The organism is Hymenobacter fodinae (assembly GCF_004745825.1).
Classification (GTDB): Bacteria; Bacteroidota; Bacteroidia; order Cytophagales; family Hymenobacteraceae; genus Hymenobacter; species Hymenobacter fodinae.
On sequence record NZ_SRLA01000005.1, the window covers coordinates 465,961 to 487,431 of the forward strand.

Annotated in this window: 21 protein-coding genes; 13 read left to right on the plus strand and 8 right to left on the minus strand. The window is 55.5% G+C overall.

Annotated elements, in window-relative coordinates; all coding sequences use genetic code 11:
• Nucleotides 1-88 precede the first annotated feature (88 nt).
• The 5 genes from EU556_RS22325 to ispG form a co-directional block, all read right to left on the minus strand.
• Nucleotides 89-829 (minus strand): glycosyltransferase, encoded by a 741-nt coding sequence (locus EU556_RS22325; protein WP_167855685.1) that lies wholly within the window; start codon nt 827-829, stop codon nt 89-91.
• Between the two features lie 138 nt (nt 830-967).
• Nucleotides 968-1,630 (minus strand): Rossmann-fold NAD(P)-binding domain-containing protein, encoded by a 663-nt coding sequence (locus EU556_RS22330; RefSeq protein ID WP_135436420.1) that lies wholly within the window; start codon nt 1,628-1,630, stop codon nt 968-970.
• A 582-nt stretch (nt 1,631-2,212) separates the two neighbouring features.
• Complete coding sequence (locus EU556_RS22335) at nt 2,213-2,398, minus strand: hypothetical protein (protein ID WP_135436423.1); 186 nt, start codon at nt 2,396-2,398, stop codon at nt 2,213-2,215.
• A 7-nt stretch (nt 2,399-2,405) separates the two neighbouring features.
• On the minus strand, nt 2,406-2,705 hold the full coding sequence (locus tag EU556_RS22340; RefSeq protein ID WP_135436424.1) for a hypothetical protein: 300 nt from the start codon (nt 2,703-2,705) through the stop codon (nt 2,406-2,408).
• Between the two features lie 55 nt (nt 2,706-2,760).
• Nucleotides 2,761-4,827, minus strand: coding sequence for a (E)-4-hydroxy-3-methylbut-2-enyl-diphosphate synthase (gene ispG, locus EU556_RS22345; protein ID WP_135436426.1), 2,067 nt, complete (start codon nt 4,825-4,827; stop codon nt 2,761-2,763).
• A gap of 289 nt (nt 4,828-5,116) precedes the next feature.
• Here ispG and EU556_RS22350 point away from each other — a divergent pair, with 289 nt between their 5' ends.
• Nucleotides 5,117-5,605: a TlpA disulfide reductase family protein gene (locus EU556_RS22350; RefSeq protein WP_135436427.1), complete on the plus strand. Its 489-nt coding sequence runs from the start codon at nt 5,117-5,119 to the stop codon at nt 5,603-5,605.
• A gap of 120 nt (nt 5,606-5,725) precedes the next feature.
• On the plus strand, nt 5,726-6,349 hold the full coding sequence (locus EU556_RS22355; protein ID WP_135436429.1) for a thioredoxin family protein: 624 nt from the start codon (nt 5,726-5,728) through the stop codon (nt 6,347-6,349).
• 76 nt (nt 6,350-6,425) lie between these two features.
• Here EU556_RS22355 and EU556_RS22360 read toward each other — a convergent pair whose 3' ends face one another.
• Nucleotides 6,426-7,079, minus strand: a complete 654-nt coding sequence (locus EU556_RS22360; protein ID WP_167855686.1) for an NAD(P)H-binding protein — start codon at nt 7,077-7,079, stop codon at nt 6,426-6,428.
• Between the two features lie 162 nt (nt 7,080-7,241).
• On the minus strand, nt 7,242-8,222 hold the full coding sequence (locus EU556_RS22365) for an NAD(P)H-quinone oxidoreductase (protein ID WP_135436431.1): 981 nt from the start codon (nt 8,220-8,222) through the stop codon (nt 7,242-7,244).
• A 136-nt stretch (nt 8,223-8,358) separates the two neighbouring features.
• Between EU556_RS22365 and EU556_RS22370 the strand changes: the two genes are divergently transcribed.
• From EU556_RS22370 to EU556_RS26695, 9 genes are all read left to right on the plus strand, one after another.
• On the plus strand, nt 8,359-8,856 hold the full coding sequence (locus EU556_RS22370; RefSeq protein ID WP_135436433.1) for a hypothetical protein: 498 nt from the start codon (nt 8,359-8,361) through the stop codon (nt 8,854-8,856).
• Nucleotides 8,857-8,984: 128 nt separating this feature from the next.
• Nucleotides 8,985-9,347, plus strand: a complete 363-nt coding sequence (locus EU556_RS22375; RefSeq protein WP_135436435.1) for a hypothetical protein — start codon at nt 8,985-8,987, stop codon at nt 9,345-9,347.
• A gap of 608 nt (nt 9,348-9,955) precedes the next feature.
• Nucleotides 9,956-10,357, plus strand: a complete 402-nt coding sequence (locus EU556_RS22380) for a hypothetical protein (protein ID WP_135436437.1) — start codon at nt 9,956-9,958, stop codon at nt 10,355-10,357.
• A 93-nt stretch (nt 10,358-10,450) separates the two neighbouring features.
• Nucleotides 10,451-10,789 carry a hypothetical protein gene (locus tag EU556_RS22385; protein ID WP_135436439.1) on the plus strand — a complete coding sequence of 113 codons (339 nt, stop codon included), beginning with the start codon at nt 10,451-10,453 and terminating at the stop codon, nt 10,787-10,789.
• Between the two features lie 124 nt (nt 10,790-10,913).
• Nucleotides 10,914-11,195 (plus strand): hypothetical protein, encoded by a 282-nt coding sequence (locus EU556_RS22390; protein WP_135436440.1) that lies wholly within the window; start codon nt 10,914-10,916, stop codon nt 11,193-11,195.
• Between the two features lie 405 nt (nt 11,196-11,600).
• Nucleotides 11,601-12,065, plus strand: coding sequence for an STAS/SEC14 domain-containing protein (locus tag EU556_RS22395; protein ID WP_135436442.1), 465 nt, complete (start codon nt 11,601-11,603; stop codon nt 12,063-12,065).
• A gap of 194 nt (nt 12,066-12,259) precedes the next feature.
• Nucleotides 12,260-12,499, plus strand: coding sequence for a hypothetical protein (locus EU556_RS22400; protein ID WP_135436444.1), 240 nt, complete (start codon nt 12,260-12,262; stop codon nt 12,497-12,499).
• A 243-nt stretch (nt 12,500-12,742) separates the two neighbouring features.
• Complete coding sequence (locus tag EU556_RS22405) at nt 12,743-12,961, plus strand: hypothetical protein (RefSeq protein WP_135436446.1); 219 nt, start codon at nt 12,743-12,745, stop codon at nt 12,959-12,961.
• A gap of 1,612 nt (nt 12,962-14,573) precedes the next feature.
• The gene (locus tag EU556_RS26695; protein WP_262709674.1) at nt 14,574-14,699 is read left to right on the plus strand and encodes a hypothetical protein; all 126 of its coding nucleotides are present in this window, start codon (nt 14,574-14,576) and stop codon (nt 14,697-14,699) included.
• A 219-nt stretch (nt 14,700-14,918) separates the two neighbouring features.
• Here the strand turns inward: EU556_RS26695 and EU556_RS22410 are convergent, their stop codons facing one another.
• Nucleotides 14,919-17,108, minus strand: coding sequence for a glutamine synthetase III family protein (locus EU556_RS22410; RefSeq protein ID WP_135436448.1), 2,190 nt, complete (start codon nt 17,106-17,108; stop codon nt 14,919-14,921).
• A 438-nt stretch (nt 17,109-17,546) separates the two neighbouring features.
• Here EU556_RS22410 and EU556_RS22415 point away from each other — a divergent pair, with 438 nt between their 5' ends.
• Both EU556_RS22415 and EU556_RS22420 read left to right on the plus strand, forming a co-directional pair.
• Nucleotides 17,547-19,556, plus strand: coding sequence for a hypothetical protein (locus EU556_RS22415; RefSeq protein ID WP_135436450.1), 2,010 nt, complete (start codon nt 17,547-17,549; stop codon nt 19,554-19,556).
• Nucleotides 19,557-19,611: 55 nt separating this feature from the next.
• Nucleotides 19,612-21,468, plus strand: a complete 1,857-nt coding sequence (locus EU556_RS22420) for an LTA synthase family protein (RefSeq protein WP_135436452.1) — start codon at nt 19,612-19,614, stop codon at nt 21,466-21,468.
• Nucleotides 21,469-21,471: the final 3 nt, after the last annotated feature.

The window sequence follows — 21,471 nt, forward strand, 5'->3', positions numbered from 1 at the left end:
CTTCTTGTGTTTTGGAAGCACCCACTACTTTACGGCCTAGGGGCGACGAGGTAACCCAGTGCACCATGGTTTTCAGCCACCTATTGGCTTATCTCAACCTAGCCAGCATAATTTTTAGGAAGCTGCCGCTTTCGGTGAGCAGAATTCGGGGGTTCAGTTGGGAGAAGATGATGCCGGGCTTGAGCCGCACGGGTATCGGCTTCACGCGGAGCTCAGCCTCGGGGCGGGATGCTAGGAAGATAAACTCCAGGTCAAACAGGTACCGGTCAATCTGCCCGCGCAGAAACACCTCCCGCCCGCGCTGGTTGAAGCCCTTCAGGCCGCACTGGGTATCTGAAACGGCCAGCCCGAGCAGGAAGCGGGTGCTGCGGCGCAGGGCTTTGGAGATAAACACCCGGCCGGCCGGCACCTGAGCGTAGTAAGCCTCGTCGCGGGTGCCCACGGCCACGTCGCACTGCCCGCTGTGCAGGGCCTCCAACACGTTGGCTACGCTGGGCTCTTCGTAGGGAAAGTCGATATCCGTGAACAGACAGATTGGCTCTTTTACCTGCGCCATGCCGGTGCGCAGCGCGTATCCCTTGCCCCGGTTGATGGGGTACGTGAGGTAAGTAAAGTGTGGCAGACGTTCCTGCAGGAACTTGACATCGGCGGCCGTAACGGCGGCGCTGCCATCGTTGATGACATACAAATGCACCGGTCCGATGCCAGCGGGAAGCAGTGCTTGCAGCCGCTCCAGGCTCTCCAGAATATTGATAGTCCAGTGGGCGGGCGGGTTGTAGCAGGGCAGCACCAGCGCTACGGGTGCAACAAGGTCGGGCGTTTGAGACAAACGAGGAGGCAACTAGGAGCGGAAAATCCGAGCAAATATCCGCTAATTGTTTCAGCTACCGATGAGGTTTTCGATCAACCTCGTCAGTAAGTAGTCGAAAATCGCGCTCAACCGTAATGGCCACGCTTACCGACTGGACTAGCGCTTCCCAAGCAGCACAATATCGGGCACCTCCAGCACCTTGCGCAGGTAGCCGCGCTGCGCCACCCGAATCATGGCCTGGCCTAGCTCCGCGAGAGTCGAGGCGTAGTTGGGCGTAACGGCCCGCAGCACCGGAAACAGCCAACCGATATACTTGTAGTACGACAACACGTGCTGCTGGCCCGGCGTGGCGCGCAGGAATCCGGGCCGGAACATGTAGGCATCCTGGAACCCTAGCTGTAGCAAGGCATTTTCGGTTTCGCCTTTTACCCGCGCCCACATCTGGCGGCTTTTCAGGGTGCCATCAGTGCTTGCCCCCGATACGTAGCAGAATGTGAGCTCAGGGTTGCGGGGCAACAGCGTCTGGGCGAAGTGCAGGGTCAGGTCGTAGGTCAGGCGGCGGTACTCCGGCTCCTTCATCCCCACCGACGACACACCCAGACAGAAAAAGCAGGCATTATAGCCCGTGAGCTGGTCGGCAATGGGCGCCAGGTTCTGAAAGTCACTGTGCAGAATTTCCCGCAGCTTGGGGTGGTTAATGCCACTAGGCTTACGGCTCACGGACAGCACCTGCTCCACCTCGGGGTGGCCTAGGCATTCAAGTAGTACTCCCTCTCCCACCATCCCGGTGGCTCCGGTTACGATAACGCGTAGTTTCATGGAGAGGTAGACGCACGAGCAGCGCGGATGTTTTATGGCTGCGTAGGAAATGCTTTATCCTCCAAAGCTTGAAGGGTACACTTTGCACATTCTATTCGTAGCGGGGCTAAATGGTCGATAGATAAATCAACTCTATATACAATCCCATTCTCTGAGGAAGGCTGTTTTTGACAACTAAACTCATCGATTCGAAAACCTAGGCTCTTACTATTTTTTCTTGCTAGAATAGTATCTATTATAATTTGGAATTGTTGGACTTCCCTATTATTTCTGATTCCTGATACTGTCAGCTGCCACCACAACACATTTTTATCTTCACGGCTTTGCCAGATAATAACCTCAAGACGCCCACGTGAAGCTTTAAATTGAAACTGGTCTACAACTGCATCATGTAGTGACGTAGTTATTTCGGATGCAACGCATCGTTTTATCATTTGAATGAATAGTGCTAATGTTTTACTTGGTCTCTGGACACCATTCTATGGACTGATTTACAATAGCTTCGGCTTGTGCTTTGGTAGAATCTAAATCCAGAGTTTCTACCGTGAAGCTCTCCTGGTTTATATGCGCATGATCATTCCATTAAATTATATACATTTCACCAGCTTCATTTAACTCAGGTTCTTGATCTGTCATATCTAATCCATCTGACTTTTCAAGCTCATACCAGTAGTCATAATTAATAGACTTGATGATTACTCCTTTTCTGAGCACAGCATCATAAAACCAATATCCCTTGAGCACTTCTCTTTCCAGGGTATCATTCATATTCCTTTCAATCTTCAATAGCTAAAAGTCCGCTATTAGATCGAGCTGCTTTATTTAATACAGATACAAATAATTCGTACCCTTTTGGTAAAGGAGCCACTGAGAAGCGTTTTTGCAACTTTATAACCATACGCTTTACCAATTCACTCTGCCAGCGAAATTTGCTGTAGTAGTCGAACCAAGGCTCAATAATGCCTTCCTGTTGTAATTGAAAGAACAGTTCATCCTTTATACCTCCGACACGCTCCAGAGCTAAGCCTTTGCTGGACATATTTTGTGTATCGTGTATTAGGTACAGATCTAGCATATGCAGAAAGTAAAACGGGGCAGATTCGTATGAATCTGCCCCGTTGGCAAATTACCTATCCGATTACTGGTTCTTCCAGCACCATTGGCTCTATCCATTTGCCGTCTTCACGCATGAGGTCGATGAGTTGGTCTACGGCTTGCTCTTCGGGAACGGATTTCTTGATGACTTCCTGGCCGCGGTAGAGGGCTATTTTGCCTTTGCCCACGCCCACGTAGCCGTAGTCGGCGTCGGCCATTTCGCCGGGACCGTTCACGATGCAGCCCATGATGCCGATTTTCACGCCCTTCAGGTGGTCGGTGCGCTTGCGGATCATGGCGGTGGTTTCCTGCAGATCAAACAGGGTACGGCCGCAGCTGGGGCAGCTGATGTACTCCGTCTTGGACATGCGCGTGCGAGCCGCCTGCAGAATTCCGAAGCTGAGCTGGTTGAGCTGGTCCAGGGTCTGGAGCCACTCTTCCTTGCTGCGCTCGGGCAGCAGCTCGGTGCTCAGCACCACCCCGTCGCCGAGGCCGTCGAGCAGGAGGCCTCCCACATCGGTAGCGGCGTAGAGCTGGGTTTGCTCGGGCGTGAGCACGGGGTACTGGCGGTTGATGATGACCGGGTTGGTTATCTTCTTATCGATGAGCCGGAAGAAGGCCCGCCGGATTTCCGGCATGGCGTGGGCGTTATCGGTGGCGAGAATTAGCACCGCCGTGGGGTCGGCGTGCAGGTGGCCTAGGGCCTCTTCCGTTAGCGACGCTAAGTTGTGGAACACGAAGTTCAGGTCCGGGTGCCGAGCCGTGGCGGTGGCAAACTCCGCCGCCGTAAAGGCCGGGAAGTGGTCGGGGCGTTGGCCGCCATCCTGCCACGCGGAGAAGTCTACTACTTCCTTCAGGCCGTTGGGCAGCATAAACGGAATTGGGCGCTGGCCCGAGTACACGTAGTCGGCCCCCAGGTCGTTCATCTGGAACTTGTCGAGAAAGGCCGAATACAGGTGGCCTACGGCGCGCAGGTCGGCGTACTCCAGGCCGGGCAGGCGCGAGAGGTCAGCCATTACGCGGGGCACGTTCTGCCCGCCTAGGTTCAGCACCTCGCGAGTGGCGCGGCGGTGGTACTGGAACGGATCAATCGGCGACAGGTCCGCATCGGGCGTAACTACCGTGGCAGTTCCCGACTGGCCTAGGGCTGCATTGTCAACTACAGCAGCCATGAAATCAGCAGCCAGCGGGGCAATGGGCTTGGCTTCGGCGGCGCGGTTGGTGTAGCGGTCAATGAGGGCTTTGGCTACGGGGGCTTCGGCTTCGGGCGCTTCGGTTAGAGACACGCGCACGGTGTCGCCGAGGCCGTCTTCCAGCAGCGTGCCAATGCCCACGGCGCTCTTGATGCGGCCGTCTTCGGCCTCACCAGCTTCCGTTACGCCCAGGTGTAATGGGTAAGGCTGTAGCCCTTCCTCATCGAGCTTCTGCACCAGCAGGCGGTAGGCCTGCACCATCACCTGGGTGTTGCTGGCCTTCATGCTCAGCACGACGTTGTAGTAGTTTTCCTCCTCGCAGAGGCGCAAAAACTCCAGCGCCGACTCCACCATGCCCAGCGGAGTGTCGCCGTAACGCGACAGAATCCGGTCGGACAGAGAGCCGTGATTGGTGCCGATGCGCATGGCGGTGCCGTACTGCTTGCAAATCTGCACCAAGGGCCGGAACCGCTCCCGGATGCGCTCCACCTCAGCGGCGTAGCTGCTGTCGGTGTACTCAATCACGTCGAACTTCTTCTTGTCGGCATAGTTGCCGGGGTTCACGCGCACTTTCTCCACGATGCGGGCGGCCAGCTCGGCGGCGTTGGGCGTGAAGTGGATGTCGGCAATCAGGGGCGCGTTGCAGCCGCGCTTGCGTAGCTCCTTTTTGATTTCCAGCAGGTTCTGAGCCTCCTTCACGCTGGGCGCCGTGATGCGCACGTACTCGCAACCGGCCTCTACCATACGCAAGGTCTGCTCCACCGAGCCCAGCGTGTCCATGGTGTCCACGGTGGTCATGCTCTGCACCCGAATGGGGTTGAGCCCACCCATGGGCAGGTCGCCAATCTGGACTTCCCGGCTGAGGCGGCGCTTATACTCGGTGAGGCTGGGGCAATACGTTTTGTTCATAACCCGAAGGGGAGCGTTTTTCAGAAGAATAACAAAGGTAACGGAAGGTTTGTGCTCAACATATGTGCCACGAGCCCGATGTAAAGCCGCCTAGTTGCGTCTCTATCATTGCTGATATTGTTTCTATCGGTTGTTCTAGAGCAGCCGTTCAATCCTGGCCGTTCAACGACTAGACGCGAATACGTGCCTCTACCTCGTTCTTGTGTCAGTTGTTTAGCTGCTAGGTCATCCCGTCAGCAACTTCTGGCGGGCAATTGCTGTCTTTAGCACAACTACTTTCCTCCCTAACATGAAGCAACTGAAATTCATTGCGCTGGCAGCGGCCCTCTTGTTTGCCGTGCCTGGCCTAGCGCAACAAGTGGCCGTGATAAAGCTGCCGGAGCTGCAGAAGCGCCTGAGCCGCCCGAACGATACTACCTACGTGGTCAACTTTTGGGCTACCTGGTGCGCGCCCTGCGTGAAAGAGCTGCCCCACTTCGATCAGCTCTCGACCACCTATGCCAAGCAGAAAGTGAAAGTGCTGCTGGTGAGCATGGACTATGCCTCCCAGCTTGATAATAAGGTCAAGCCTTTCGTGCAGAAGCGGGGCCTGAAGTCGGAAGTGGTGCTGCTGAACGAGCCGGACCCGAATTCCTGGATGGATAAAGTGGACTCGAAATGGACTGGCGCTCTGCCATTTACTATTATTGTAAACAACGCCCGTAACAAGCGGACCACGTTTGAGCAGGAGCTAACGGCCCAAGAGCTGAACAAGCAGGTACAAGCCACCATGAAGTAAGTATTACACCGAGTAAAGCGAGGAATCTACTACCTGGCCTAGAAGCTTGACTCCGATTCCTCGCCTCACTCGGTATGACACGTGTAGTTTTTAACCCTTCCACTTTACCCCCTTACCTCTATGAAAAAGCTTCTTCCATTTCTGGCTGCTTGCCTGGTGTTGGCGCTGAGCAGCTTCATCGTGTTTCGGCCGGTTGCGGCTGGGTATCAGGTGGGCGATAAAGCCACTGATTTCAAGCTGAAGAATGTGGATGGAAAGATGGTGTCATTGGCTGATAATAAAACCGCCAAAGGCTACATCGTGGTGTTTACCTGCAACACCTGCCCCTACGCTAAGGCCTACGAGCAGCGCATCATCGACCTAAATACTAAGTATGCTAGCCAGGGCTACCCGGTAGTGGCCATCAACCCCAACGACCCCGCCGTAGCGCCCGGCGACTCCTTCGCCGACATGCAGAAGCGGGCCAAGGAGAAAAAGTATGTCTTTCCCTACCTGCAGGACGAAACCCAGCAGACAGCCAAGGCCTACGGCGCTACCCGCACCCCTCACCTCTACGTGCTCACCCGCCAGGGCAACGACTTTGTAGTAAGCTACATCGGCGCCATCGACGACAATTCTGAGGATGCCCGTCAGGTGAAAACCAAGTATCTGGAAAACGCCATGACCGACATCATGGCCGGCAAGCCTGCCTCGGTAAATTCTACCAAGGCTATCGGCTGCACCATCAAGTGGAAGCGGGCCTAGGCTATTTCCCACTATTTCAGACCACAAAAAAGCCCGCTCAAGAGCGGGCTTTTTTGTGGGCGTACGGATACACTTTTCACTTCTCGGCGCGCTCAAACACTTTTTCCAGCGTGATAGTCTGCACGCCGGGCGTTTCATCGAGGGCGGCGTTGAGCATGGCTTGAGCTACCGTGCGCCCATGAATAGGCCGATACTGTCGCAATAAGGGCACTTGGCTGATGAGGCTGCCCAGTGCTAGGCCTATTCGCTCGCCCGTGCGGGGCTCCTGCCGAAGGCCTGCCAGCATGCCGGGCTGTAGCAGCCGGATGCGCCGGAAGGGCAGCTTCTTCACGTCCCGCTCCAGTTCTCCTTTCATGCGGCTGTAGAAAATCATGGAATGGGCATCGGCGCCGGCTGACGACACGAGCACCAGCGTTTCTACCCCATGCTCGGCGGCGGCCTGGGCGGCGCGGTACTGGTAGGTGTAATCTATTTCATACTGGGCTGCTTGGCTCCCGGCCTGTTTCAGCGTGGTGCCCAGCGTGGAGAACAGTACATCACCGGTCAGTAGCTCGCTCCACTGCTCAGGCTGCTTAAAGTCGACTAGATGTTCTTGCAGCTTGGGGTTCTGGTAACCCGTTGGGCGGCGCGCAAACACCTTGATGCTGGTGAAACGGTCATCGAGCAGGAGTTGCCGGAGCAGGTAGTCGCCGACTAGGCCAGTAGCCCCAATCAGTATGGCTGTTTTCATGAGTTGGTAGTTGATGGGCAGGCAGTAAGTGAACCCCAAAGCCGCCGACGGCTTTCGTGTATTTGCGACGGAGGCTACCGCTATTAACTGAGGCAAAGCTTGGGGCTTGCCCATTGTACGGTTGAGCTTAGGCTTCGGGCTATAATAGACAGTGATCTTCTGCTACTGCGAAGGGGCCACCTCCAGCACCAGCTTTCCGATGTGGGTGCTGCTTTCCAGCAACTGGTGGGCCGCAGCCGCCTCGGCCAGCGGGAACGTTTGATAGATAACCGGCCGAAACTTGCCCGCGGCCAGCAGGGGCCATACACGTTGCTCTACGGCTACGGCCAGCGCCGCCTTAAACTCCGCCGAGCGGGGCCGTAGGGTGCTGCCCGTAATGGTGAGGCGGCGAGCCATTACCTCCAAGGCATTAAACTCGGCGGGGCCACCCTGCATAGCATTGATGAATACCAGCCGCCCATCGGGGCGCAGCAGACGCAGGTTTTTGGGCGTGTAGTCGCCCCCAATCATGTCCAGCACCACGTCCACACCTTGCTCAGCTAATACCTGCTCAAAGTCGGCCTCCTTGTAATTAATAACTACGTCGGCTCCTAGTGGGCGTAATGCCTCGCACTTCTCGGCGCTGCCCGCGGTGGCGGCCACGCGGCTGCCTAGGGCATGGGCCAACTGAATGGCCGTGATACCAATGCCACTGCTGCCGCCGTGCACCAGCAGCGTCTCGCCAGGCTGCAGGGCGCCGCGCTGAAACACATTGTGCCACACCGTAAACACGGTTTCCGGCAAGGAGGCGGCTTCCGTCATGCTCCAGCCCGCCGGCATGGGCAAACAATGCCCCGCATCTACCACGGCGTACTCGGCGTAGCCGCCTGCCGCCAGCAGCGCACACACGGCGTCGCCAGGCTGCCAGCGCGTAACGGCAGAACCGCACTGCTCCACCCGGCCCGCTATTTCTAGGCCAGGCACTAGGCCTGTTACGTCGCCGCTCCCGCGGTACTTGCCTTGGCGCAGCAGCACGTCGGGGCGGTTTACGCCGGCGGCTTCAACCCGTACCAGCACTTGGTGCGCGGTTGGCTGGGGTATGGGAGCCTCTTGAAGCTGTAAAACATCTGGCCCTCCGGGCGCGGAAATCGTAATCTGTTGCATGAGGAGTGGTTGCTGGGTGCTTGCCATTTGACGGGCCCGTTTACCAGGACGCTGAAACCCGCTGCTTGGTTAGCCTATGCGCTATCATCAACCATATTTTTCGAGTTTTCGTACACGTACTGCCGAGCTTACTTCCATGAAAAAAGTATCCTTTTTGCCCCCTCTCCTGCAAGCTGCCCGAGCTACTGGCCTACGCGCCTGGCAAACGGGCCGCCTCTTCCAGCGTGCGGTCCGGACGGCGCTTGATTCGGTGCAGGAGGTGCTGCGCGCAGAAGTCCAGAAAGGCAATGGGCAACTAGTAGCCGACTTTCTGACTAACAAGGCATTGCCCGCGGCCCGTGCCCTGTTGCTGGAGCGCATGGCTTCCCGCCTGCTGGTGCGGCTAGGCCTGCGGGGGGTGCTGGCCTCGAGTGTAGTGGGCTGGGTATTGCCCTTTGTGGTGGAGCATCTGATTAAGGTAGGCCACCGCACCGGTCTGTTCGAGAAAATTCGGGCTAACACCACCGTTGCCGACACGCTACGCCGCCTCGAGGAGCTTAAGCAGGCCACCTGGAAAGCCCTGGCCCCCGACCATGGCACCGGCGCCGAAGTCCTCCCCGACGACACCGAGCTTCCGCGGCAACTTCCGGCCTAATCTGCAAAGCGGGCGCTACAACACGCTTTTTCCCTGAAAAATTCACCTTCTAATCTTTACTTCATTTGACCCACTTTTTACCTGAAATTGACAATCCGGTCCCCTTTACTGAGTCGTAGGTGGGGCCAATGAAAAAGTTAGTTTCTTCTTCTCCGACGGAATCCGACCAGGTTTCTTCATTGGGCAAGGCGTTACGGGAGCTGTATCGTACTGCCCGCCATATTTACCACTCCGACCCCTACGCTGCCGCGCGGCTAGCGCGCATTGCCGACCAGACCGAGTACTTTCTGCAGACCTGGCCCGAAGAGCAGTGGCCTACGTCGCTACACGGGGTGCAGCCCATGCCCAGCCGCCACGTGCTGTTAACCTGGACCGCCAACGCTAAACGCGATGCTGTTGCCTTCAGCTTGCTACCAGAAAGCGCCTGGTCGTATGCGCAGTGGCGCCAAATTACCACCACACTGCTAGCCGCGCTAGCTCCGTTTTCTTAAGAGTTACCTCTAGCTAGAATACGGCGAACAGTCCCACTGGCCTAGTCCTGCTCATTTACCACAGCCCAGGGGTCATCCTGGGCTGTGGTTTTATAAGGCCGAGCAAGCGCTTCTCAAGCTCAAGGGCTGAGCAAATAGCCGGTTACTCATGCATGGCCTGAGGCTGCCCGGCGGCCAGAAGAACGAGGTTGTGACTTGCTTGTTCATATATTCGTTTTTCTGATTACTTACGCGGTGACTCAGGTGCCGAGTAAGCAACAGGGCACTTGCTACGCCCACCGTATCGGTATGCCTTCCTATCACTATAACATTACCTGCTGTGCTCCCGTTACGCCCTACCCAAGCCTATCCATGTTATTTACTATGCCAAAGACAGGTAGCCAACTTGTGCACAACTAGCAGTCTGCTCCTGATGAGACCAGGTAGCGAATGGCGGCCACACTTAGGCGGCGCCACAGTTACTTAGTCAGGCTTACTTGTTCTTCACTTTCCGTTGCTGCTCACGCGGTTGACAGAAGCTGTAACCCTTGTGCGTTACATTTCGAACTTCATCGGGTGGCTACCCGCGTGCTAGTCCACCTCCTAGTTCTCACCGGCTTTTTTATTCTATGCTTCTGCTCACCTCCCTTGCCTCCGTAAGCTTTTACCTGCATAATATTGGTTGCCGGGCCCTGGAGGCAAGATGGAGTGACCACGGTGGCAGCGAATCATTTCGGGAGGCCGTTACCGAAGGCCTAGCGCTAGCCCGCCAGTACCAGGCCGAGTGTTGGATAGCCGACGACCGACAGTTGGGCCCCATGCAGGCCGCCGATTTGGAGTGGGTGGCCACCGATGTGCTCCCAGCCTTGGCGGAGTGTGGCATCCGCCGCTTGGCCATTATCGAGTCGGAGGACCTTTTGAACCGAGAACTGATTCAGGAGGCCTACACCCCGCCCCTTACTACCCTGCCCATAGAAGTGCGCCATTTTACCGATTTACCCACGGCTCGGGCCTGGGCCTGCAGCAAGTAGCCATTCTCTGCATTGCCCGGCCGTGTAGGCACTTGCCGCTACAGCACCCCCGAGCGTAGTTTTCCTATCCTGTTTATTTTCAGTGCATATCTTATGAAGCGTCTATTCTTCCTGGCTCTCCTGGCAACTACTGGCTTGCCCTCGCTTACCTCTCAGGCACGGACCCCAGCTGCCACCGCCGCAGTGGCCTATGAGTATGGTACGGCCGCTATCAATAAGTATACTCTCCGGCAGTGGCGCTTGTCCGATACTGATCCTACTCACTCCCGCACCCAATGGTACGTTCAAAACGAGCAGGGCAAAGACCGCTTTTGGATGTCACAGGCCGAAGTACTGAACTACTTGGCCAGTCAGGGCTGGGAAATTCTGCCCCAGGGCGTAAGCCCCGACGGCGTCAATTTTTATTACATGCTACGTAGGCCAGTCCGGTAGTTTTATGCAGCCAGTTCAAGAAGAGCGCTGGCCCTAAGTTAGGCATCAGACTCTCTGCCACCGGGTTGCCGCCCTGCAAGCCGGAAAATAGTAGCTTTGCCCCGTCCTCATTTCTGTTTTGCCGATGGCCACTGACGCTCTGCTTTCTCGCTTAAGAACCCTTGGCCAGCAGTTGGAAGAAACCCACACTGCCGGCGACGTGGGCAGCGCCGCTCCCCTCACCCAGGCCCGGGAGTTCCTCCTGACCCACTTACTGCAAGAACCCACGCTGCCATACCGAGGGGCCGAGTTGCTGGAACTCCTGTCGCCGTCGCCGCACACTCACTGGCGTTGGGAGCAGGAACGAGAATTGGTGCTGGAAGGCCTGACGCTGCTGCATCAAATCTGGCGAGGGCGGCGGCGCTAACTGGCCTAGCTGCTCTATTTACAGCCCGGCCGCGCCTCAGCATTCTGCGCCTTGCACAGCCACGTGAGGGCCTGAGGCAGGTCATGCTGCCATTAGCTAAGTTCAGCGGACACGCATTTGTGCTATTTTTTTGACACAAACTGCATAAGAATTAGCAAAGGCTAGGCAAGTGCATCTCTAAAACCAAAATGACACGCCGTGGGATGTTGCTGAGCAAATTAAGAAGCAAGCAATTGCGAATAGCTCCAGCGCTATCCATATCAAATCGGGATATACTTCCCTGGCTTTTAGAAGTGGGTTTTGGGAGCCGATACTAGAAGCAGGGTTAGACCAACCAGTTGCTAAACATGCTGCAGTGGTAGTACTTTAAGCCTGCAAGCCCTTGTGCCCCTACTACCCCGCCCTATGCCTATTATTCTTACCAATGAAGCAGGCAAAACGCATCTTACCATCCAGTACGATGCCGCCAACCACTGGGTATATACTAACTGGATAGGTTACCAAACCTTCGAGAACGTTGTTGCCGGGGCAATGGCCTACCTAGCACCCATTAGGGAGAATAAGTGCCCTTACCTACTCAATGATAACCGGCTCCTGCTAGGCCTCTGGCATCACTCCCTGGAGTGGGCTGCTACGGTATGGCGCCCCCAAGCAATGGAAGCAGGCCTCACCCACTTTGCGCACGTAGTGGATCCCGACTCCATGGCTACAGTAACCGCCGATCAGTTTCAAAAGGGCATCAACCGCGACTTTCATATGCGCGTCTTCAGCGACATAGAGGAAGCCAAGGCCTGGCTCCGCGAGGCGCAGCAGGCAGATGCAGAGCAGAAGGGTAGCAGCCAGTTTCAAGAGAAACAATTAAAAAAGTAACTATACCACAACCCATGGCTATAACTATCCTCGAAAACGATATTAGAGCGTCAAATCTGTTCTTTGCCAGCCTAGGTATTGGGTCACTTGTGACCCTCCTATCAATCTTTAATGCTGACCGGCCCACTTACTTCTCTTCGCATCCCGGTATCGCCTTTTTCTCCTTTACTTTCGCTATTCTCTTTTGGGTTGCTATGGCGCTAGGGGTCCTGGCCGGGTATCGCCGGGTGAAGGTTTTCTTCCTCATCTATAGCCTACTTGCCCTAGCGCTACAAATGTTCAGCTTGGCTACCTCGGTGAAACCACTGTCTGAAAAGTTGCTCACCACTCTGTCCTTCATCCCCTATATCTGGGCTACTGTCATCGTCGCCCGCGACCTGCTGCGCCGGCCAGTGGCTGGAGCTACCGGCAGTGCCGCAGGGCAACACCTATGAGTGGGAAGCACAGTATCCGGCTACTCAAACACAACATCAGAGCCATTTTTCTTCTCAAGTTTTCAATTAAAATAAACAAGTTTTAGCCTTACAAATATGAGTTCGCAAGACAAAATAGAGATACGCCTAGGCCCGCAGCCGAGCCCAAGCTGCTAGACTGCTTGGAAGCCGATGCCTTAACTACCTGAAGTGCCTCCGGCCAGTTGCTGCGCCAGAACAGACAGCCTGAGAAGTTTCTACTACATGATCCTGACGCGGGATACGGCCTATTACCACAGGCTCCTAGATGGCAGCCTCTCAGGCAAGGAGCTCTACACCCGCCAAGGCAACAGCATCCGCTATCCGCGCGCCACCATCACCATCACGGAGCTGACCGAACACGCGCACATGCTGCGCTATAAAGACCAGAACCAAACGCCTGGCGCTATCTATCAGGACGTGGTGGACCACTACACCCGCTAGGCCACTGCTTCCCTACTCTATGGGTAACCGACTACTCCCCTGCCTGCTACTGAGCCTGACGCTACTCCTACTCCCGTGGTCGTAACTGGCCAGCACACCCAAACAACTTACTCACTCATTATTCCATGCGGTTGGCTGCCCGCCACAAGGGTATAGTGACTTGTGCAATCTACTTCAGTAGTATAGGCCTAGTGCTACTCCCCTTTCTAGTTCATCTGGTCCGTCCTATTCTCTTACAATGGCAAACGGATAGCGGGCACACGCTCATCTACCTACAGGTTTTGGGGATAGTACTAGGGCTTCTATTGTGCCTCGTGTTTGTCGGTATTGGCCTTAAAAAAGGAAAAGGATGGGCCAAATCCCTCTTTAGCATTTATGCCACCGGGATGGTCTATGCACTCCTCGCCCCTTCTTTTGCTCCACCCCGCCCCACTTGGCATATCTACTATTGCAGTGTGGTAGCAGCCCTCCTATGTATAGGTATCCTGCTCATACTACCCCATCAGCGTACAAGCCTTCTTACCCAGAAAGAAAAGCCCTAGGCCACTTTACTACTCTATGCTCCCACGACTACTCCCCTAATTGCTGCTGAGCCTAACGCTGCTCACCGCTGGCTGTAAGAACGAAGCCGAGCCAACACCAGAGCCCGACATGTCCTTAGAGGGCAGTTGGCGTTACATCGAATCCGAATTCACTGAGTACTCACCTACTGGTTCGGTAGTATCCCAAAGCGGTCGGCATAGCGTTCTGTTCGCAGAATTCTACACCTTTTCAGGCTCTACCCTCGAAACCAAATACTCAGGCCATTTTACCTATATACGCTCAGGTAAAACCCTCTTCTTTACTCCTCTAGACAAGAACAACGGCAGTCCTTTCGGTAGTACCATCACAGAGTTAACTGCGACGAAGTTGACCTTACAGAAAAGAGTATAGGTAGCCTCAGGCAACAGTGTATGGGAATACGATTTACTCTCACCCCTTCTCTGGAATTAGCCACAGAAGTTCGCACTACTCCTATACTTAATATTGGAGTCCACTCCAACACTAATCTACTGTTACCCACGAAACTAGATGTAGGTCTGCGCTACTATTTCGGCGCTATAAAACCACCGCTTGTTTTACAATCTTCGTCCGATAAGTAGCCATTTTACCTACTACTGTACACGACCAGCAGGCGACTAAATTCTGGCTTCTTAGCAGCTCGTCAGTGATGATGTTATAAAAGTGCAGATCCGCTGTATTCGTAAAACGGGTGGCATCTTCCTAAGATCTTCCAGCTAATGTTAGTAAATATATAGTGTGCATAGAGCAAGCTCATACCACATTTCACAAGTGGCACACTTGGTCCTGCACAATCCACAACAGACTTACAAAAATTAATTCCGGTAAGACGGCTAAGCGCTACATCATTTCCTATTTCTGATGATAATGTGCGTAGGTTCGGACAGCTGGTGCGTAAGTATCAGCCTTACCCTGGCCACCTGTCTACCTGAATTATCCACCGTCGACGGTTATCTACTCCTGCTTACCTACTTTACCGACATCATGCATATCCACCATCCCTACCCGGGTGGGGCGCAAGTCGTTTGCCACGCTGAAAATCTACCAGGGCGTGCCCAAGACCCAGGTGATGCTGGCCACCGGTCACAAGACCGAGGCGAGCTTTAACCGCGACTTGGGCATTGGCGAGCAGGAGCTGCTGGCCATATACCGCCGCACGGCCCGCCAGCCGACCTAGAAAAAATGGGGGCGGATTTGGGGGCGGGTCGGTGAAATATAGGGCTTACCCCCGCTTAGCGTGGAATTGGCAAATGGCTCTGGCGCTAGCTAGAGGGCCTTTTTAGTAAGCCCCGTCGAGCAGGCACAAAAAAAGCCGTCCCCACCCGGAAACGGCTTTTCTGAAATCGCGGCGCGGAGAAAATTCCCACCCAACTCCGGCGCGACTCTGACTCTGGACTTAGTGCCGGAACAACAGTTCGCGGTACTTTACCAGGGGCCAGTCCTCATCGGCCACCATCAGCTCCAGTTTATCCACTGAGCGACGGATGGTGTCGAAATGTCCTTTGACGTTGTCGCAATAGGCTAGAGCCCGCTCGCGCGTGTCGTCAATCTTGTTGGCTACTTTGCGGCTGTTCACCATCTCATCTACGTTAGTTTTGATGATGCTGATGTGGCGCGAAATAGCTTTAATAGTATCTACCGTTACCTGTGAGTTCTCATCGTCGAGGCCCAGTTCACGCAGGCCGCGTACGTTGTTGATCAGCTTGGTCTGGTAGGCTACCGCGGTCGGGATGATGTGGTTGATGGCCAAATCACCCATTACGCGGCTTTCAATTTGAATCTTCTTGATGTAGTCTTCCAGCAGAATCTCGTGGCGGGCGTGCAGTTCCACGTGTGAGAAAATACCATGCCGCTCAAACAGCGTCGAAGCATCATCCTGCACCAGGGCATCGAGTGCCTGCGGCGTGGTGGGTACATTAGCCAGGCCACGCTTAGCAGCTTCCTCTTTCCACTCGTCGGAGTAGCCGTTGCCCTCGAAACGAATGTTTTTAGAGCTGATTACGTACTCGCGCAGCACCTCCACAATGGCTACTTCCTTCTTCTTGCCCTGCTCGATCAGCGCATCCACCGACTGTTTGAAGTCGATGAGCTGCTCCGCCACGATGGCGTTGAGCGTAGTCATGGCCGAAGAACTGTTAGCCGAGGAGCCAACAGCCCGGAACTCGAATTTGTTTCCGGTGAAGGCGAACGGCGACGTGCGGTTACGGTCGGTGTTGTCGAGCAAGATGGCCGGAATCTTATCGATGCCCAGCTTGAGATAGATGTTGTCGCCCTTGTCCAACGGCACTTTGGCGGTGCGCTCCAGCTCATCCAGCACTGAGTCCAGCATCGAACCCACGAATACCGACATGATAGCCGGCGGGGCTTCGTTAGCACCCAGACGGTGGTCGTTGGAAGCCGAGGCAATGCTGGCGCGCAGCAGGTTGCCGTAGCGGTGCACAGCCTTAATAGTAGTGATGAAAAACGCCAGGAACTGGAGGTTCTCCTTGGGACGACGACCAGGAGCGAGCAGGTTCACGCCCGTGTCGGTGCTCATGGCCCAGTTGTTATGCTTGCCCGAGCCGTTTACGCCCGCGAAGGGCTTCTCGTGCAGCAGTACTTTGAAGTTGTGCTTATCAGCCACGCGCTCCATGATATCCATCAGGAGCTGGTTGTGGTCAACGGCTAGGTTAGCGTCCTCGAAGGTAGGCGCGCACTCGAACTGATGGGGCGCCACCTCATTGTGGCGGGTGCGCAGTGGAATGCCCAGCTTGTTCGACTCCTCTTCGAAGTCGAGCATGAATGCGTGCACGCGGGCTGGAATTGAGCCGAAGTAGTGGTCTTCTAATTGCTGGCCTTTAGCCGGCGAGTGGCCGAACAGGGTACGGCCGGTCATGATCAGGTCGGGGCGCGCGGCGTACAGGGCTTTGTCTACCAGGAAGTATTCCTGCTCAATGCCCAGCGTAGTGTGTACGCGTTGCACGTCTTTATCGAAGTATTGGCACACATCAACTGCTGCTTTCTCCAGCGAGGCTAACGACTTAAGCAGCGGAGCTTTATAGTCGAGGGCTTCGCCGGTGTAGGCCACGAAGATGGTGGGAATGCACAGAGTTTTAGCTCCAGCCGTTTCAATAATGAAGGCGGGTGAGGTGGGGTCCCAGGCGGTGTAGCCACGGGCCTCGAAGGTGTTGCGGATACCGCCGTTGGGGAACGAAGAAGCATCGGGCTCCTGCTGCACCAGCGCCGAGCCTTTGAAGTTCTCGATAGGACGACCGTCGGAGTTTAGGTCGAAAAACGAATCGTGCTTCTCAGCGGTGGCACCAGTCAGGGGCTGGAACCAGTGCGTGTAGTGGGTAGCACCCTTGGCCATAGCCCAGGTTTTCATAGCCGAAGCCACAGCGTCGGCCACGCTGCGCTCTACTGGCGAGCCTTGCTTGATGGCAGCCTGCAGCTTTTTGAAATATTCACCGGGCATGGTAGCCCGCATGGCGTCAAGATTGAATACATTCTTACCGAATGCGTCGGAGCGACGCTCCCCAGAAATAGCAACAGCTACGGGCTGCCGCTGATCTACTATTTCTAAAGCTTTAAAGCGAAGAGTTGCCATGCAATGAGTAACGTGAGCAATTCAGGTTGAAGTTCTGAGGCAAAGGTAGAGTTCTACACTATATTTTTCCAAATACGCCTCCTATTTACGGGTACTTTTCGGCTAAATAGACTAATTTCTCTACGAACACCTCCATTTTTAGAGGCATGTGCTCGTAATAACATTGTAAAATACACAAAGGCACTATCCACTTTGACACTCTTGATTACAGGAGGCATAGCAGATAGCATTACGGTTGCTTATTACCTAGTACTTCTTAATTACACAAATGCGGGATGGGTAGAGAGTAATTCTGCTGTTGCAGTTAAGAGAAAGACTAGACCCGTACTATGGTAGCAGCTCATGTGGGGTTCTAGGCCACCTAAATAGGCTCATCTGTTTTTCAGCGAATTTGCTTATCCAGGGCTATCATTGCATAGTGTATTGTTAGCCTCGTTTATGATTTTCTCCTTACTAGACCGGCTCCGAAATGTCACGTGGCTGTGGCTTCTGGTCTTGCTATTCCTATTAATCGGTCTTAGCTGGTGGCTATATCAGGATACTATCTGGCTACCCCCTATTTTTCACCACGCCTGGGCACAAGCAGATTGGCTTTCCTTGGCCCTGAAGTTTCGGGAACGGGGGTTTGATTTTTTTCATCCCGCCACCCACAACCTTCTTACCCGCGACGGGGTAACTGGTGCTGCGTTTCCCTTACCGGCTTATCTGGCGGCCATTCTGATGGCCGTTACGCATTCAGAAGCTCCGGGCCTTATGCGCCTCCTCACATTGGGGTGTAGCCTGGGTGGCCTACTAGCGCTAGGCGCCACCGTATACCAGGCCAAGGCGGGCGTCTGGCGGGCTGGTTTGGCGGTATTATTTGTGTTTTTTGCCCCTGTATATGGGTATTATCAAGCCAGTTACCTCCCCTCAGTTCCTGCGTTTGCGGCAGCATTAGGGGGGTATTATTGCTTTTACCAATCCCGCCAGCTTAGTGGGTTACCACGCGCAGGGGCTTGGTTGTACGGGGCCGTTGCTTGGTTTACGCTGGCAGCAGCTATCCGCACGCCTTTCGCCATTCCGTTAATGGCTTCTCTGCTGCACTTAGTTGCGTTGCCGCTTCGCCGACCGCCTAACCGAGGCCGGGTGTTACTGGCCTACACGCTCAGTGGCTTTTTCCTGGTCAGCTATTTCCTCTACAACGAGTACCTGACTCGCCATTACGGTGGCTCTATGTTCCTGGCTCGCCCCCTACCATTTCAGTCACCTGCCGAAGCCCTGAGCAGTACGCAGGAAGTAGCGCGTAAATGGGGGCTTCAATTGCTGGGAAGCACGCAATGGTTTGCCTTGGTTGCCGTAGCGCTACTGGCGCTGGGGAACCGGCCATTGCACGCTTGGGTGCGCTCAGAGTGGGCTGTGCACTGGCTGCTACTCACGGGGGGCGGGTTAACGTACTATGTGCTTATGGGGCCTCAGTACCTCGACCACGATTATTACTTTATTGATTCGCTGTTTTTGCCGTTGGTGCTGCTGTTTGCGGGTAGTCTAGTAGTGATGCCCTGGCCTAGCCGCCGTATGTGGCAACTGGGCGGCACGGCGGCAAGTGTGGCAGTGGCTTCGCTGTGGGCGCGCGATACTCGGGCCGTGCAGATGGAGCGCTACACAGTGCATCCGAACGATTTGGGATACATGACGCTGCAAAACTTTACCGGCAGTGCTCAGCTACTCGACTCCCTGGGCGTGCCGCGCTCAGCCCATATCACGGTCCTCGACGCCTATACCTATAATCTTCCGCTGATTTTAATGAAGCGCCGGGGCTGGACCGTGCTCACCACCAACGAGGAAAACCTGCGGGCCTCTTTTCAAGAACCTGCCGATTTGATTATAACGCAGAACGCTACTTTCCGCTCCGATGTAGTCAGCAACTACCCCCTGATTTTGGAGCGCCTGGATTCTGTCTTCAGCAACGGCCGCCTCACGCTGTGGCGGCCGCGTGCTAGGCCAGTGCCGGTAGTATGGGAAGCCCAGACGGATTTCGAAAGTCCGCTCGACACTACCGTCTGGCTCAACAGCCACTCCTTGAGCACCGAGCAAGCTGCCTCCGGACAACAGGCATACTACCTCAAAGAGACGAGCACATTTGGTCTGACCTACAGCCGCTCGGTAGGCCAGGCCTCCCTCAGGAACCAGGACCGCCTAATTGTACGTGCGAAGTGCTGGCTTCCACAGGGTGAGTATAAAGCCCTGTTGGTAGCCAGCCTAGAGCCCCCAGGGGGCGGCCCGGCTTACTACTGGAAGGCCCTTGACTGCCGGCGTTACCAAGCCCCAGCGGGCCGCTGGACTACAGTGGGTGGCGCGTTTCACTTTCCGGCGCCCCGCACTCCGCACGATCTTTTAAAGGTCTATATAGTCAAGGATGGGGCCACGGCCATCTTGTTAGATGACGTGCGCCTGACGCTCGTTCGCTAACTCTATCGTAACTCCCGTAAGCAACCCCGGCGTTGGTTCCGTTACCTTTGCCCTTGTGAGAACCCGCTTCGCGTTTCAGCCTCGGTACTTTTTGTTTTGGCTGGCGTACTTCGTGGCCGCTAAGGCCGTATTTCTGCTCTATCATTACGCCAAGTTCCGCCTGCTGCCAGACGGTACGGGGTCGCGCATCTTTGGCTACGGACTTCGGCTTGATGCTTCTGCCACAGCCTACCTGTGCGTAATACCCTTCTCCTTATTTGTACTGGGCAGCTTACTCGGCCCCAGGTTTCCGCTAGAGCGCTTGTTGCGCTTCTTTACTGCTGTGGCTGGTATTGTAGTGGCGTTTTTTACGGTGGCCGACTTAGAGCTCTATCGAGCCTGGGGCTTCCGGCTCGATGCTACTCCCCTGCAATACCTGGCCACTCCCGGCGAAATGGCCGCCTCGGCGGGTAGCGCCCCGCTGCTGCTGCTGTTAGGGTTGTTCGTGGCGTTATTGGTGCTAGGATGGGGGTTATACAGGCAGTTGGTGGGGCCCCTGCCGGGACTGCCACCAACCTTCAGCCGTCTTCGGGCGGCCCTGGCGGGCATGCTGTATAGTCTGCTGCTAGTGGTACCCATGCGGGGCGGCGTGCAGCAGATTCCGGTTAACCAAAGCGACGTGTATTTCTCGGCGCAGCCCTTTGCTAACCATGCGGCCGTCAACGTGCCCTGGAATGTCGCCAACTCGCTCCTACTGCAGAATACGGGCCCTAACCCCTACCAATTTGTGGCTGACTCTACGGCCAACAGGGTAGTTGCCAGCCTGTACCGGCCCAGTGTTGATACGGTGCAGCTCTTACGCACTCCTAAACCTAATGTCTTATTTATCATCCTCGAAAGCTTCACGGGTAAGCTGGTAGGCCACTTAGGGGGCGAGCGAGGCGTTACGCCCACTCTCGATAGCTTGGCGCGCACAGATATCAGCTTCCGCCACATCTACGCCGCCGGCGACCGTAGCCAGAAGGGCTTGGTGGCACTACTCTCCGGCTATCCTAACCAGCCTGCTACCAGCATTATCAAGTATCCGCGCAAGACGGAGCGCCTGCCCCACTTGGCACGAGTGCTGAAGCGCACAGGCTACAGCACTGCCTATTACCACGGCGGCGAACTAGCCTTTGCCAACATGAAGAGCTACCTCGTTACGGCCGGCTATGAGCGTCTCACGGAGCGAAGTGATTTTGCCCCTCAAGATCAAAACTCGAAGTGGGGCGCCCACGACCATGTGCTGCTGAACCGTATGCTGCGCGAGTTGCCTCAACAGCGCCAGCCTTTTTTTGTGACGGCCTTTACACTAAGCAGCCACGAACCCTTCGACGTACCCATGCGCCCTCACTTCCGGGGTACTAGTGAAGCCGCCCGCTTCCGAAATTCCGTTTACTACACCGACCATGTGCTAGGCCAGTTCTTGGCCCAAGCGCGCCGGCAGCCGTGGTGGCAGAATACGCTGGTAGTACTCGTGGCCGACCATGGGCACCACCAGCCCGGCGACACGCCCAACGAGGCCCCGGCTAAGTTCCGGGTTCCGCTGCTGCTCACGGGTGGAGCCCTGCGCCCTTCCGCCAGTGGTATAGCTGTGGAAACGTATGGCAGCCAAACCGATGTAGCGGCTACTTTGCTGCACCAGCTTGGGCTGCCCAGTAGGCAATTTGCCTGGAGCCGCGACTTGCTTGCCCCTGCCCCAGTTGCCTGGCCGGGTGGGTTTGCCTTCTACTGCTTCACCGATGGCTTTGGGGTAATGACGCCGAAAGGTGGCGTCACGTATGATAATGTAGCCCGCCAAGTACTCAAGCAAAGCCGTAACCTCCCCAAGGCCCAGCTCCAGCTTGGACAGGCCTACGAGCAAGCCTCGTTTGAGGATTTTCTGAACAAGTAAAGG